The organism is Streptomyces daliensis (assembly GCF_054782395.1).
Genome location: NZ_BAAGSO010000008.1, coordinates 23,527 through 38,231 on the forward strand (window position 1 = coordinate 23,527; position 14,705 = coordinate 38,231).

The following is a 14,705-nucleotide window of genomic DNA, read 5'->3' on the forward strand; positions in this document are numbered from 1 at the left end:
GATTCACCTGTAGTTCACCCTCACGACGCTCCCTCGCGGATCTACGCCCATAGCGTCGCGCACTGCGAGGAACCGCACCATCCGGAGGGGATCATGCGAAAGCTGCTGCCGATACTGGGGTCGCACCAAGGCGGAAGATCGGCCATGACCTGCCGTTACCGCTGTGGTGACGCCTGCTTCCACGAGGCGCCGAACACCAGCGGCAACGAGTACGCCGGCGACATCATCGCGGGCGCGCTCTCGCGCCGTACGATGCTGCGCGCCGGTGCCGTGGTCGGCGTCGCCGCCGCCGCGGGGTCCGGGCTCGGCGCCCCCCAGGAGGCGTCGGCCGCCTCCGGGGCGCAAGGCGCGCGAGGCGCGCAAGGCGCAGTGGGCGCCGCGGCCAAGGGAGGCAAAGGGGGCAAGGCCGCCAAGGGCCTGCGCTTCACGCCCGTCGAGGCGAACACCGCCGACCGGGTCACCGTCCCCCAGGGGTACGGGCAGAACGTCGTGATCCGCTGGGGCGACCCGATCCTGCGCGGCGCCCCGGACTTCGACCCGGAGAAGCAGTCGGCGAAGGCCCAGGCGGGCCAGTTCGGCTACAACAACGACTTCCTCTCCCTCCTCCCCCTTGAGCACGAGCACGGCAGCCAGCTCCTGGTCGCGAACCACGAGTACACGGACGAGCAGCTCATGTTCGCGGGGTACGACGCGAAGAAGCCGACCCGCGAGCAGGTCGAGATCGGCATGGCGGCGCACGGGCTCTCGGTGGTCGTGGTCCGCGAGGAGCGCCGCAGCGGCGCGCTCAAGGCCGTGCCCCGGCACCGCCTCAACCGCCGCATCACGGCCACCACGCCCTTCGAGGTGACGGGCCCGGCGGCGGGCAGCGAGTGGCTGCGCACCTCCGCCGACCCCGAGGGCCGCACGGTCCTGGGCACCCTCAACAACTGCGCGGGCGGCACCACTCCGTGGGGCACGACGCTGCACGGCGAGGAGAACGTCGACCAGTACTTCGCCAACACCGACAAGGTGACGGACGAGGAGCACAAGAAGCGCCTCAAGCGCTACGCGCTCAAGGGCACCGACTCGCAGCGCAGGTGGGAGCTGTACGAGAAGCGCTTCGACGTCACCAAGGAGCCGTACGAGCCGCACCGCTTCGGCTGGGTCGTCGAGCTGGACCCGTACGACCCGGAGGCGACGCCCCGCAAGCGCACCGCGCTCGGCCGCTTCAAGCACGAGGCGGCGCAGCCGCGGCTGACCCGCGACGGGCGTCCCGTCGTCTACATGGGCGACGACGAGCGCTTTGAGTACTTGTACAAGTTCGTCTCCGCCAAGCGGATGATGCGCGGCAGCAGCGCGGCGGCGCGCGAGCACAACCTGACGCTGCTGGACGAGGGCACCCTGTACGTCGCCAAGCTCAAGGGCGACAGCCCGGCGGGCGAGATCGACGGCAAGGGCACGCTCCCCGAGGACGGTGAGTTCGACGGCAAGGGCGAGTGGATCCCGCTGGCGACGGGCGACACCTCGCACGTGCCGGGCATGACAGCCGAGGAGGTGTACGTCTTCACGCGGCTGGCCGGTGACAAGGTCGGCGCCACCAAGATGGACCGCCCCGAGGACGTGGAGCCCAGCCCGCGCACCGGGCGGGTCTATGTGGCGCTCACCAACAACACCGACCGTGGCGCCGCCGGCAAGGCGGGCCCGGACGAGGCGAACCCGCGCAACGGCAACAAGCACGGCCAGGTGCTGGAGTTCGCCGAGCGCGGCGACGACCCGACGGCGAAGCAGTTCTCGTGGCGGCTCTTCCTGGTCTGCGGCGACCCGGAGGATCCGTCCACCTACTTCGCCGGTTTCCCGAAGGACCAGGTCAGCCCGATCTCCTGCCCGGACAACGTCACGTTCGACGCGTACGGGAACCTGTGGATCTCGACGGACGGCAACGCGCTGGGCACCCACGACGGGCTGTTCGGGGTCGCGACGGCGGGACGTCAGCGGGGCCAGGTGCGGCAGTTCCTGACGGTGCCGACAGGGGCCGAGACCTGCGGCCCGATCGTGCAGGACCGGCGCGTGCTCGTCGCGGTCCAGCACCCGGGCGAGGTGGACGGCGCGAGCGTGGAGAAGCCCGCCTCGTCCTGGCCCGACGGGCCGGGCAAGTACGTGCGCCCGTCCGTCGTCAGCGTGTGGCGCGAGGACGGCGGGAACATCGGCGCGTAGGCGCACGGACCAGCAGTCGAGCGCGCTGCTGAGGGGGAGGGCCGCACTGGCCCTCCCCCTCAGCCGTTTCCGGCCGGGGCGGCCCGGCCACGGGGCCGACCAGTGGCGGGACCCGAGACCCCATGCGAGCCTTTTCGTACGGTACCGCCAGGTTTGCCCGCGCGGTGCTGAGTCGACCTAGCGAGTGCAGCCATGGAACGACCCAGAATTCTCATCGTGGGCGGAGGCTTCGCCGGGGTGGAGTGCGCCCGGCGGCTGGAGCGTGACCTCGGCCCGTACGAGGCGGAGATCGCCCTCGTCACCCCGAACAGCTACCAGCTCTACCTGCCCCTCCTGCCCCAGGTGGCCTCCGGCGTGCTGACCCCGCAGTCCGTCGCGCCGCCGCTGCGCCGCCTCCTGCGCCGTACGGCGATCGTCCCCGGCGGCGTCATCGGCGTGGACACGAAGGCCAAGGTCTGCGTGGTGCGGCTGATCACGGGCAAGCTGGTGAACCGGCGCTACGACTATCTCGTCCTCACCCCCGGCAGCGTCACCCGCAGCTTCGACATCCCGGGCCTCGACCAGCACGCGCGCGGCATGAAGACGCTGGCCGAGGCCGCGTACGTGCGCGATCAGGTCATCTCGCAGCTCGACCTGGCCTGCGCGACGACGGACGAGGCGGAGCGCGCGGCGCGGCTCCAGTTCGTGGTGGTCGGCGGCGGCTACGCGGGCACGGAGACCGTCGCCTGCCTCCAGCGGCTGACCAACTCGGCCACGAAGCGCTATCCGCGCATCGACCCCCGCATGATCAAGTGGCATCTGATCGACATCGCGCCCAAGCTGATGCCCGAGCTGGGCGACCGGCTCGGACAGCGCGCGCTGGAGATCATCACCAGGCGCGGTACCGAGGTCTCCCTCGGCGTCTCCGTCGCGGAGGTCACCGAGGACACCGTCACCTTCACCGACGGCCGCGTCCTGCCCTGCCGCACCCTCATCTGGACGGCCGGGGTGGCCGCCAGCCCGCTCATCGGCACGCTGGACCGCGAGACGGTGAAGGGGCGGCTGGTGGTCGAGCCGGATCTGAGCGTGCCGGGCCTTGAGTGCGTCTTCGCCCTGGGTGACGCGGCGGCCGTGCCCGACCTCGCGAAGGGGGAGGCGGGCGCGATGTGCCCGCCCACGGCGCAGCACGCGATGCGCCAGGGCTGGCGGGCCGCGCGCAACATCGTGGCGACGCTGCGCGGGGAGCCGACCACGCCGTACCGCCACCATGACCTCGGCCTCGTCGTCGACCTGGGCGGCAAGGACGCGGTGGCCCGGCCCGCCGGGTTCGAACTCGCGGGGCTTCCGGCCCAGTTCGTGACGCGCGGCTACCACATCGCGGCCCTGCGCACGGCCCCCGCGCGCTTCCGTACGGCGGCGAACTGGGTGCTCAACGCGGCCACGGGCGACGACTTCGTCCGCACCGGCTTCCTCGCCCGCCGCCCTGGCACGCTGGAGGACTTCGAGCGCACCGACTCGTATCTGCCGGGGGAGCGCGTGGCCGAGCTGGCGTCGGGGAACGGCGCTCCGCCGAACGGCGCGGTGTCCAAGAACGGCGCGTCGCCGAACGACGGCTCGCCCAAGAAGGGCGCCCACACCCACGCGAAGAGCGGATCGGCCGCCAAGAACGGCGGTGCTCCCAAGAACGGCAAGGACCGCAGGAGCTGAGGTGGTGGTGTGCCTCACGGGGCTGACGATGCGTAAGGGGCGACGGGCGGGGGAACCCCTCCACCTCGCCGTACCCGACAGCGGAGCACCATGAGCGCATCCGGCACCAGCCCCCACGACGACGACAGCGACCAGCACGACGGAGCCTCATCCCGTGGCGCCGCCGGGCGCGCCGTCGAGCGGGCGCGCCAGTGGCTGAGCCGGGCCAGGGGCCACGCGGGCCACGAACGCCACATCGCGCTGCTGCTCGCCAAGAGCGCGCTGGCCGGGGTGGTCTCCTGGACGCTGGCCGAGTACGTCGTCGCCTCGCCGCAGCCCACGTACGCGCCCTTCACCGCGCTGCTCGTCGTCCAGTCGACGGTCTACCGCACGCTGGTCCAGTCCGGGCAGTACGTGGGCGCCGTCCTCCTCGGGGTGCTCGCGGCGGGCGCGGTGGGGCCGCTGCTCGGGGACAACGTCGCCGCCTTCGCGGTGATGCTGGTCATCGGGCTGCTGATCGGGCGCTGGCACAAGCTGGGGGTGCAGGGCATCCAGGTGCCGGTCGCCGGGGTCTTCGCGTACAACGCGTTCTCCGGCACCGAGCTGACCATGCTCTGGCCGATCGTCTCCATGGTGCTGCTCGGCGCGGCCACCGGGCTCGTCGTGAACCTGGTGCTGCTGCCGCCGATGCACTACGGGACGGCGGCCGAGGGCGTACGCGAACTGTCCACGTCGGTCTGCTCGGTGCTCACCGACATGGCCTCCGGGCTGCGCGAGGGGCCTCCGGAGAAGGACACGGCCGCCGAGTGGGCGCGCCGGGCCCGGGAGCTGGACGGCACCGTCAGGAAGGCCCGTTACGCGGTCGAGCACGGCGCCGAGAGCATCAGCTACAACCCTCGGCGGCTGCTCAGCCGCAGCGCGCCCACCACGTTCAGCGGCTACCGCACCATGGTCGACTCGCTGGCCCGCGCCGCCGAGCAGGTGCGCAGCATCTCGTTCGGCCTCCAGCGCTCGCTGGAGGAGGAGCGTCCGCCCGACGACGGCTTCCTGCGCGCCTACGGGGAGTTCCTTGACCTCGTCGCGGAGACGGCCCAGCGCCTCGGGGACCCGGAGGCGGGCGACGAGGACCTGCGGCGACGCGTCGAGAACGGGCGCGAGCACTACGACGAGCTGGTCAGGCGCACCGGCGAGAACGACGCGTGGCCCACCCTCGGCGCGCTGCTCATCGACGCGCACCGGCTGCTCCAGGAGTTCGCGCACGCGCACGGCGAGGGCGCCGTGCGCCCGGAGTGACCCCTCACCCCGGGCGCACGGGCGCACAGTCCGCTCAGGACCCGCTCACGGCATGCGGATCTCCGCGCCGGGCCCGAGCGGCAGCTCGAACCCGTAGAAGACGCCGAGCACCGCGAGCCACGCCAGCAGGAACGGCGGCACGAACACGAAGAGCCGCGACAGCACGGTGCCGAGCTGCGCCCCCGGTTCGTAGCGGCGCAGCACCACTAGCATCAGGAAGACGTACGGGTTCATCGGCGTGATCATCTGGGTCGCCGAGTCGCCGATGCGGAACGCGGCCTGGGTCACCGCGGGCTCCAGGCCCAGCAGCATGAACGTCGGCACGAAGACCGGCGCCATCAGCGACCACAGGGCCGAGCCCGAGGTGATGACCAGGTTCAGCAGGCACACCAGCAGCACGAACATGACCAGCCCGACGTAGCCGGTCAGCCCTGCCGACTCCAGCAGCGCCGCGCTCTTCACGGCGAGCCAGATGCCGAGGTTGGACCAGTTGAAGACGCCGATGACCTGCGCGATGACCAGGATCAGCACGATGTACGAGGACATCCCGGTGATCGACTCGGCCATCATCCGCGGCACGTCCTCGGTCTTCTTGAGGGAGCGCACCGCGATCCCGTAGACGGTCCCGGCGAGGACGAACGCGACGAACAGCAGCGGCACCACCCCGTCCAGCACGGGCGAGGGCACGAGGCTGCCGCCCGCGCCGCGCAGGGGGCTGCCGGGCAGCAGCCAGAGGGCGACGACGAGCGCCGCGTACGCGAGGACGGCCGCTCCCGCGAGCAGCAGGCCGCGCTTCTGGGCCGGGGTGATCTCCGTCGACGGGCGGTACTCCGCACCCTCGACAGCACCCTCGTCCTCGTCACCGGTCTGCTCCTGGGACTCCTGTGGCTCCTGGGGCTGGGGCATCCGGGGTTCGAGGACGCGGGCGATGAGGAAGCCGCCGATGAGGGCGAGGACGGCGCTCGCGGCGGCCGTGTAGAAGTAGTTGATCAGGATGTGCGTGGCGGCGTCCTCGCCGCTCGGCAGGACCGAGGCGGCCTTCTCCGTGATGCCGGTGTAGAGCGCGTCCAGCGCGCCGATGGAGAAGCCCGCCGCGTACCCGGCGCACACGCAGGCGAAGCCCCCGATGAGCCCGGCGATCGGATTGCGGCCCGCGTTCTTGAACACGAGCGCGGCCAGCGGCGGGACGACCAGGATGGCCACGTCGCTCATCAGATGTGCCTGGCAGGCGACGAAGGCGACGAGGTACGGCAGCAGCGCGCGCGGAGCGCGGGCGATCGAGGCCCGTACGGCGGTCTCCAGCAGCCCCGTCTTCTCGGCGACGCCGACGGCCGCCATCATCAGCAGCACGGTGCCCAGGGAGGGGAAGCCGGTGAAGTTGGGGATGAAGTTGTTCAGGAGCCAGACCATCCCCTCCCCGGTGAACACCCCCTTCACCGCGAGGGTCTTGTCGTCCCCCGGCACCCGCACGGTGACCCCGGCGAAGGAGAGCGCCGTCGAGACCGCGGCGACGACCAGGAACAGCCCGGCGAAGAGCAGCACCGGGTGGGGCAGCCGGTTGCCGACGCGCTCGATGCCCGCCATGGCACCGTCGAGCAGCCTGCTCCCCGCGCCGCCCCCGCCGCCCGTGCCGCCGCCCGTCGTCTCGCGCGTCTTCGTCGCCCCTCTCACGATCCGGCTCCGCCCGTGTCGCCCGCGCCGCCCGCCGTGAGCGTGTTCTTGCGGATGACGCCGCCCTGCGCGACGAGCCGGACGCGGTCAGGGTCTGACAGCACCGCGATGTCCGCGAGCGGGTCGCCGTCGCACAGGACGAGGTCGGCCCGCTTGCCGGGCTCCAGGGTGCCGACGGACGCCTGGAGTCCGAGCAGTTCGGAGGCCGTGCGCGTACCGGCGACGATCGCGTCCATCGGGCTCATCCCGAGCGAGACGAGGTGGGCCAGCTCGCGCAGGTTGTGCCCGTGCGGCACCATCGCCGCGTCCGTGCCCATGGCGATCTTCACGCCGCTCGCGATGGCGCGGGAGATGTTCTCCTTCGTGATGCCGGACCAGCGGACCTTCTTCTCGTAGTGGTACGGCTCCATGGTGGCCTTGTCGATGCCGTCGAAGACCGTGGAGAGCGTCGGCACGACGAAGACCCCGCGCTCGCCCGCCAGCTCGCACGCCTCCTCGGTGAGGCCGTAGCCGTGCTCGACGCTGGTGACGCCGCCGCGGATGGCGTTGAGGATGCCCGCCGTGCCCTGCGCGTGTGCCGCGACGGGTTTGCCGCCGTGCCGGGCCAGTTCGTCGACGACGGTGCTGATCTCCTCCACCGTCAGGCCCTCGTCGTCGGGCTGGTCGTGCGGGCTGCCCATGCCGCCCGTCGCGCAGACCTTGATCAGGTCGGCCCCGGCCCGCAGCAGCCTGCGGACGGCGAGCCTGACCTCGTCGGGGGTGTCGGCGATCTCGCCGATGCCGCAGCTCGGGTCGAAGCCGCTGGGCGTGGAGAAGTCGGCGTGCCCGCCCGTGTGGCTCATGATGCGCACGGCCGTGTGCAGCCTGGGCCCCTCGGTCATGCCCTGCTCGACGGCCGTACGGAACCCGGCGGGCAGCCCGCCCAGGTCGCGGGCCGTGGTGACGCCCGCGTGCAGCGTGGCGCGCATCCGCTCGGCGGTGCGGAACACCTCGACGGTGGGGTCGGCGGCGAACTTGCGGTTCATCTCCGAGGCCGTCGCCACCCCGAGGTGGACGTGGCAGTCGATGAAGCCGGGCAGCACGGTACGGCCGCCCGCGTCGATGACGCGCTCGCCAGGTGCGGCGGACGGCGCGGCGGGGGCGTCGGCGGCGGGACCCGCGTAGCCGACGGTGCCGTCGGCGCCGACGACGAGCACGGCGTCCTCTACGGGCCGCGCGCCCGTGCCGTCGATGAGCCGGGCGTGGTGGATGCGGAGCGGGGCTGCGGGGGCGGGAGCGGCTGCGGGGGTCGCGGTCTGCGAGGTAGTGCTCATGAGGGAGCAGCGTCAGAATGAGCGGTTAACAACGAGTAAAATCGCAGGAATCGTGGCCCGCGAACCCCTCTGAGTGCAGGATTGCTATCACCATGGACGCGCAGCAATCGCAGCGTACGGATTCCGGACACGCGCCGGACGAGGACGTCGCCCCGTCGACGCCAGACCTCGGAACCGGAACCGGACCCGGAGCCGTCCGGCTCGACGAGCTGGACCTGTCGATCGTGCACGCGCTCCAGATCAACCCCCGCGTCCCCTGGGCCCAGGTCGGCGAAGCGCTCGGCATCGACCCCGTCACGGCGGCCCGCCGCTGGGAGCGGCTGGCCGGGACCGGCGCCGCCTGGGTCGACGGCTACCTCTCGCCGGGCCGCGACGAGGCCGTCTACGCGCAGGTCGAGGTGGACACCGGCGGCGCACAGCGCGAGGAGGTCTCGGCCGCGCTCGCCGACGACGCCAGGGTGCTGAGCCTCAAGCAGACCTCGGGCGGCCGCGATCTGCTGGCCATCGTCGGCGCGGGGGACCTCGCCGACCTCGCGTCCTACGTCGGCGAGCGCGTGAGCAGGCTGCCCGGCGTGCGCGGCACCCGCATCCACGTCATCACAGCGGCGCCCTTCGAAGGCGCGTACTGGCGGCTGCGCAGCCTCACCCCGGCGCAGCAGGAGCTGCTGCGCGCCCGGCGCGAGGACCTGCCCGACGAGCCGCTGCGCCCCGTCGACCGCCGCATCGCGCTCGCGCTGGGCGGCGACGGGCGGATGCCGCTGACCCGGCTCGCGCAGGAGGCGGACACCAGCGTGGCCACGGCGCGCCGCCGCCTGCGGGTGCTGACGGCGACGGGGCGGCTGTCGCTGCGCTGCGCGCTGGCCCGCCCGCTGACGGGCCTGCCCGTCTCCGTCGTCTACTTCGCCTCCGTACCCGCCGAGCACCTGGACGAGGCGGCTGCCGCGCTGCGGACGCTTCCCGGGCTGCGGATGTGCAGTGTGACCGCCGGGCCGCACAATCTCATCCTCGACGTGTGGCTGCGCGCCCTCCACGAGGTCCACGCCATGGAGGCCCACCTGAACCGGCGCCTCGCGAAGCTGCGGCTCCAGGTCACGGAGCGCGCGGTGGTGCTGCGTACGGTCAAGCACGTAGGGCGTGTTCTCGACCGCCGTGGACACAGCCTGCGGGCCGTCCCGCTGGACTTCTGACCGGACGTCTGACCGGACGTCTGAGGGGCCGGTTCTGGTTTTTCCCGGTCCCGCTGGGCCGTACGGGTGGTGTTCATCGGAAGATCCGCGAATAGGAGCGTCGGTCCACCACACCTCGCATCTCGGACACATCATGAGGAACATACGCGGATCGTTCCATCCGAAAGTGAGGGGTCATGGGTACCGCCAAGACCACGCAGCTCTGGACAGCCTTCATCACCGTTCTCTGCAAACTGCTCGCCCACCTCGGGTTCGCCACCCGCCGGACGGCCACCGTCCCGGCGTACGTTCCGGCCTCGGCGCAGAACGCCGCCGCCGGTGCCACCGTCCCGGCAGCGCGTGGCACGGCCCGCACCGTCGTCACCGGCGCAGGGGAGACCGGGGATCCCGGGGAGACCGGGGGGCCCGGGGAGGCTGCCTCGCGCGGGGGCTCAGGCGATACGGGGCTGGGCTTCGGGGACGAACCGGAACCGGAGCGGGCGCGCAAGCGCAGGTTCGTGCGGTCGAAGCCCAAGGCCTCGCGGTGTGTGCCGCCCCCGTCGTACACGGCCCGTCGCAACCGGAGGCAGCCGCTGCCCCCGACGATCAAGCAGCGCATCCGGGCCGAGGCGCACGGCTCCTCCCCCAGCTCCAGGACCCGTTCCTCGCTGGTCAGCGACGCGCTCGTGAGCGACCACCGGGGCGGCGGCGCGGCCTCGGCGGCGACCGCGGCGCCCAAGGCCAAGGCCCCTGCTCCGACGGCGTCGGCGGCGGGCCGCATCCCCTCGGCACGCGCACGCGACAGCCACGCCACGCGCGAACGCGTCCTCAGCCCTGCGGCCTGACCGCCGAGCGCACGACGTCGGTGACTCGGCGGGTCCCACGGACGGGACCCGCACCTGACAGGCCCCTGATAGGCCCCGCCTATAAGCGTTGTCGCGAACGGCACTTGGACGGCGTCCCGGCGCACTGCTGTGATCGGGACCATGAGCGACTCCCCCCAGCCTCAGCCCCACCCCGAGACTCCCCCCGAGCCACACCCCGAGACTCACCCTGAGCCCCAGCCACTGCTGCCCGGCTTCTCCCGCCGCACCGTGGACGCCGCCGGTGTACGTGTCCACGTACGCGTCGCGGGCGAGGGCCCGCCCGTACTGCTGCTGCACGGCTATCCGCAGACGCACCTGATCTGGCACGGGGTCGCCCCCGCGCTGGTGGCGGCGGGGCACACCGTCGTCCTCACCGATCTGCGCGGCTACGGCGACAGCGACAAGCCGCCCTCCGACGCCGACGCCGAGCACGCGCCCTACGCGAAGCGCGCGATGGCACGGGACCAGCTCCTGGTGATGCGCGAGCTGGGCCACGAGCGGTTCGCCGTCGCCGGGCACGACCGCGGCGGACGGGTCGCGCACCGGCTCGCCCTGGACCACCCGGAGGCGGTCTCGGCGCTGGCCGTCCTCGACATCGTGCCGACCCGGCACGCCTTCCGGCACGCCGACGCGGCGTTCGGGCTCGGCTACTACCACTGGTTCTTCCTCGCGACGGGGAACGGCATCCCCGAGCACTTCATCGGCCAGGACCCGGACTTCTGGATCCGGACGCGGATGGGCGCCCGGCACCACGGCGGCACGCCCTTCGACCCGAGGGCCGTGGACGAGTACGTGCGCTGCTTCTCCGACCCCGCCGCGATCCACGCCTCCTGCGAGGACTACCGCGCGGCGGCCGGTATCGACCTCGTCCACGACGACGAGGACGCGGCCGCTGGCCGCCTCGTCGACTGCCCGGTGCTCGCGCTGTGGGGTGGGCACAGCTTCGTCGGCCGCCACTACGACGTGCCGCGGATCTGGCGCGACTACGCCTCCGACGTGCGCGGCCACGCGCTCCCCTGCGACCACTACCTCCCCGAAGAGGCCCCGGAGGAGACCGCGCGGCTCCTGACGGAGTTCTTCCGGGAGCGCTGACCGGCGCGCGGGCCGGGGGCTTCGACGTCACGGGCGCCGGGCCGCGCCTGCCCGCGCGGGGGCCGCTCATGCGTGCGGGGCCGCGCCGTATTTCTCTCGGCAGAGCTTTGGCCTGATCCGCCGGTCGGGTTGTTTCGCCTGGTGGCGCGCTGGAGAAGCGCAGATGGCGAAGCACTGTCGAACGGGGAACACCCGGTCGGAAGACGACGGCAGACGACGATGACGACGGACGGAGGTCACGTGGCGCGCGCGACACACGGCGAACCCGGAGCACGGGAGAGCGGGCACCCGGCGCGGAGGGAGGACGCGGGCGCGGGTGCGGAAGCGGGCCCCGCCCGTACGCCCGCCCGTACCGCCGACCTCGCCCGTCCACCCGCCCGTACCGCCAGGAGGCCGACGAGCCGCCGCTCCGTGCTCGCGGGCTCGGCCGCCGCCGGGCTCGGGCTCCTCGCCGCGTGCGCCGAGCCCTCGCGCGGCGCGGGCGGAGCGGGCGGCTCGGCGGACGGCGCCGCCAAGGAGTCCGCCTCGCCCGGCGCGGGCGCGTCCTCGGACAAGGGGTCCGGCTCGGGCTCCGGCTCCCCGTCGCCGCGGCGGACCCGTAAGCGGCCCCAACTCCCGCGCGGCGGCCGGGACTTGTTCCCGCACTACCGCATGGTCGGGTACTGCGGCCTGCCGGGCGCCGCCGCGCTCGGGCGACTGGGCACCGGCGATCCCGGCGAGCGCGTCGCCGAGATCGAGAAGAAGGCGCGCGCCTACGCGGGCGACCGCGAGCCGCTGCCCGCGCTCGAACTGCTGGCCACCGTCGTGAATCCGGGTCCGGGCCCGGACGGCGCGTACCGCACCCGTACAGCGGGCGACACCATCCAGCGCTTCCACGAACTGGCCCGCGAGCACGAGGCGTTGCTCCTGCTCAACATCCAGCCCGGCCGCTCCTCCGCGCTCGACGAGGTCAAGGCGCTGCGCGAGTGGCTCGTCCACCCCGACGTGGGCATCGCTCTCGACCCGGAGTGGGACATGGGCGAGGGCGAGAAGCCGGGCGACACCTACGGGAAGACCGCGGGGCCCGAGCTGAACGGCGTCTCGCGCTATCTCTCGGAGCTGGTCGAGAAGCACGACCTGCCGCAGAAGCCGTTCGTCTTCCACCAGGTCGCCGTCTCCGTCGTCCCCGAGCAGGAGAAGCTGCGCGCGGAACCCGGCGTCGCCCTCATCAAGAGCGCCGACGGCATCGGCTCACCCGGCATGAAGCGCGACACCTGGCACAAGCTGGTCAAGGACATGCCGGACGGGCTGCACACGGGCTTCAAGCTCTTCTACGAGGAGGACGCCGAGGGCGGCAGCCGTCTGATGGAGCCCGAGGAGGTGCTGAAGCTGCGGCCGAAGCCGGAGTACGTGATGTACGAGTGACGGAACGGGCGCGTCCGCCCCCGGCCTGGAACGCGAACCGGCCGGTCGGTCAAAGTCGGTCACAGAAAACCCATCTTCGCGTACAACTATTCACTCCCGCATCAGGTCTTGTCCGCAGAGTCATGGAGACTCGCTGATACCTGAATGTGGGGAAAACATGCGCACTCGTGCTGCGGTGGCCGTCGCCACCGGTGCTCTGGGTCTGGCCGCGATAGCGGCGTCTGCGACACCTGCTGTCGCGACCGCGAACGAATCAGGCTCGGGGCTGCGGGCCGAGAAGCCCACCGCCGCCGACCACTGGGGGAAGGCGGCGAAGCGTGACGGCGCCTCGGCGCGTGCCGCGGCGGCGGAGGAGCCGCGGATCGTCTCGTACTCGGTGAACTCCGGCAAGGCGCTGGCGCTGGGCACCACCAACGCCAAGACCTACACGGTCTCGGTGACGGCCGAGCACGCCGCCGGGATCTACGACGTGGCCGTCGACCTGTGGCACGGCACCGACCTGGACAACATCGACGGGCTGATCTTCACCAACGAGGAGCAGGCCACCTGCACGGCGTCCTCCGCGACGAGGTCCACCTGCAAGCTCACGGTCACGGTCGACCCGAAGGTCGACCTGTACTCCAACGACCTGGCCGGTTCCTGGAAGGTGACCGTCGGCGCCATCTCCAACGACGGCGACCTGTACTGGAACGACTACCACGGCTCCACCAAGGTGCAGCGGTACTCGAAGCTGACGGTCAACGCCGCGCCGGAGCCGGTGACGAAGGGCAAGAAGGTCACCGTCACGGGCAAGCTGACCCGCGCCAACTGGGAGACCGGCGACTACCGCGGCTACACGGTCCAGAAGACCGACCTCCAGTTCCGCAAGAAGTCCCAGGAGACCTACCCGGGCACCCTGAAGACGGTCACCACCAACTCCAAGGGCGAGCTGTCCACCACCTCCACGGCCACCGTGGACGGCTACTGGCGCTACTACTTCAAGGGCACCTCGACCACTCCGGCCGTCAAGGCCACGGGTGACTACGTCGACGTGAGGTAACCGGCACCGTTTCCGCCTCGGTTTGCGCCTCGGCTCCGGTTCCGGCAACGGCAACGCTGCCGGAACCGGAGCCGGTCCCGTCAGGAAGCACGGTGCGGCTTGCCCGGCGGCGGCAGCGCGTGCCGGGGCCGGGGCGGGGCGATGTGCAGGATGAGGAGCTGGAGGCAGGCCAGCGCCGCGATGGGCGGCAGCGCGGCGATGGCGATCCCGGTGAAGTCCTTCGTCGCGCGGGCGATGCACAGCGCGGCGGTGACCATGGAGAACAGCAGCAGCACCGACCAGGCCACCTTCGCGTGCCTGCCGCGCATGGTCGGGTTGCGGAGGATGGCCAGCGAGGCGGCCACCCACGGGCCGTGCACGATCATCGGCCACCACGAGGCGACGTCGCCCACGGCGGGCGCCGCCAGCTCGCGCAGCGGGGCGTAGGTGACGATGCCGCCGAGCGTGCTGACCCCGGCGAAGACGGCGAACGAGAGCGTCGCGACGGTGAAGGACAGCAGCGGCAGCAGCAGTTCCATCGGAGGCCGCCGTACGCGCTTGCGGCGGTGCGCCGCGAGGACGCGCCGGGGGCGGACGACCTCGGACTCGGGCGGCTCCTCGCCCCTGGCGCCATGTGCTCCACCAGCGCCATGGGCGCCGCCGGCCCCGTGTGCTCCACCGGTCCCGTTGGCCTCGTCGAGCAGCTGGTTCAGCTCCCCCTCGAAGTCCCAGCCCCCCTCGGGCGCCGCGAACTCGGCCGTGCTGTAGTCGTCCTCGGGCGGTACGGGCAGCGGATACGCCTCGTAGAGGGGAGGCGTCGGCGTGTATCCAGGGTCCACGGTCTGGGTCCAGTAGGGATCGCCGTAGTACGAGGGCTCACTCATGCGCGCCCGGCCTTCATCCGCGCGGACCACTGCTGGTGGAACTCCTCCTCGATGCCTCCCAGCGCGGCGAGAAACACCTCCAACAACGACCCCGAGTCCTGTGGTTGGGCAACGGGTGCCATTTCAGGGCGCGTTGAGGG

The 14,705-nt window shown here is 72.2% G+C and carries 11 protein-coding genes; 8 read left to right on the forward strand and 3 right to left on the reverse strand.

What is annotated here, in order from left to right:
- Positions 1-93: 93 nt before the first annotated feature.
- The 3 genes from ACYVOO_RS02200 (at position 94) to ACYVOO_RS02210 (ending at position 5,151) form a co-directional block, all read left to right on the forward strand.
- A complete protein-coding gene (locus ACYVOO_RS02200) occupies positions 94-2,193 on the forward strand; it encodes a PhoX family protein (protein WP_461013950.1) in 2,100 nt (699 codons plus the stop codon).
- A 192-nt stretch (positions 2,194-2,385) separates the two neighbouring features.
- Positions 2,386-3,879, forward strand: a complete 1,494-nt coding sequence (locus ACYVOO_RS02205; protein ID WP_461013951.1) for an NAD(P)/FAD-dependent oxidoreductase — start codon at positions 2,386-2,388, stop codon at positions 3,877-3,879.
- Between the two features lie 90 nt (positions 3,880-3,969).
- Positions 3,970-5,151, forward strand: a complete 1,182-nt coding sequence (locus tag ACYVOO_RS02210) for an FUSC family protein (RefSeq protein WP_461013952.1) — start codon at positions 3,970-3,972, stop codon at positions 5,149-5,151.
- Positions 5,152-5,196: 45 nt separating this feature from the next.
- Here ACYVOO_RS02210 and ACYVOO_RS02215 read toward each other — a convergent pair whose 3' ends face one another.
- Together ACYVOO_RS02215 and ACYVOO_RS02220 are read right to left on the reverse strand one after the other, a co-directional pair.
- Positions 5,197-6,822, reverse strand: a complete 1,626-nt coding sequence (locus ACYVOO_RS02215) for an AbgT family transporter (RefSeq protein ID WP_461013953.1) — start codon at positions 6,820-6,822, stop codon at positions 5,197-5,199.
- Positions 6,819-8,135, reverse strand: a complete 1,317-nt coding sequence (locus tag ACYVOO_RS02220; protein WP_461013954.1) for a metal-dependent hydrolase family protein — start codon at positions 8,133-8,135, stop codon at positions 6,819-6,821. The genes ACYVOO_RS02215 and ACYVOO_RS02220 overlap by 4 nt, the downstream gene beginning before the upstream one ends.
- Positions 8,136-8,227: 92 nt before the next feature.
- Between ACYVOO_RS02220 and ACYVOO_RS02225 the strand changes: the two genes are divergently transcribed.
- The 5 genes from ACYVOO_RS02225 to ACYVOO_RS02245 all read left to right on the forward strand — a co-directional run bounded on the left by ACYVOO_RS02225 (position 8,228) and on the right by ACYVOO_RS02245 (position 13,702).
- Positions 8,228-9,322, forward strand: a complete 1,095-nt coding sequence (locus ACYVOO_RS02225; RefSeq protein WP_461013955.1) for an Lrp/AsnC family transcriptional regulator — start codon at positions 8,228-8,230, stop codon at positions 9,320-9,322.
- Positions 9,323-9,498: 176 nt separating this feature from the next.
- Positions 9,499-10,146: a DUF6344 domain-containing protein gene (locus tag ACYVOO_RS02230; protein WP_461013956.1), complete on the forward strand. Its 648-nt coding sequence runs from the start codon at positions 9,499-9,501 to the stop codon at positions 10,144-10,146.
- Between the two features lie 222 nt (positions 10,147-10,368).
- A complete protein-coding gene (locus tag ACYVOO_RS02235; protein WP_461013992.1) occupies positions 10,369-11,259 on the forward strand; it encodes an alpha/beta fold hydrolase in 891 nt (296 codons plus the stop codon).
- Between the two features lie 240 nt (positions 11,260-11,499).
- On the forward strand, positions 11,500-12,663 hold the full coding sequence (locus ACYVOO_RS02240; RefSeq protein ID WP_461013957.1) for a hypothetical protein: 1,164 nt from the start codon (positions 11,500-11,502) through the stop codon (positions 12,661-12,663).
- 157 nt (positions 12,664-12,820) lie between these two features.
- Entirely contained in the window at positions 12,821-13,702 is an 882-nt protein-coding gene (locus tag ACYVOO_RS02245) for a DUF5707 domain-containing protein (protein WP_461013958.1), read from the forward strand.
- An 80-nt stretch (positions 13,703-13,782) separates the two neighbouring features.
- Here ACYVOO_RS02245 and ACYVOO_RS02250 read toward each other — a convergent pair whose 3' ends face one another.
- Positions 13,783-14,565, reverse strand: coding sequence for a DUF2637 domain-containing protein (locus ACYVOO_RS02250; protein WP_461013959.1), 783 nt, complete (start codon positions 14,563-14,565; stop codon positions 13,783-13,785).
- Positions 14,566-14,705: the final 140 nt, after the last annotated feature.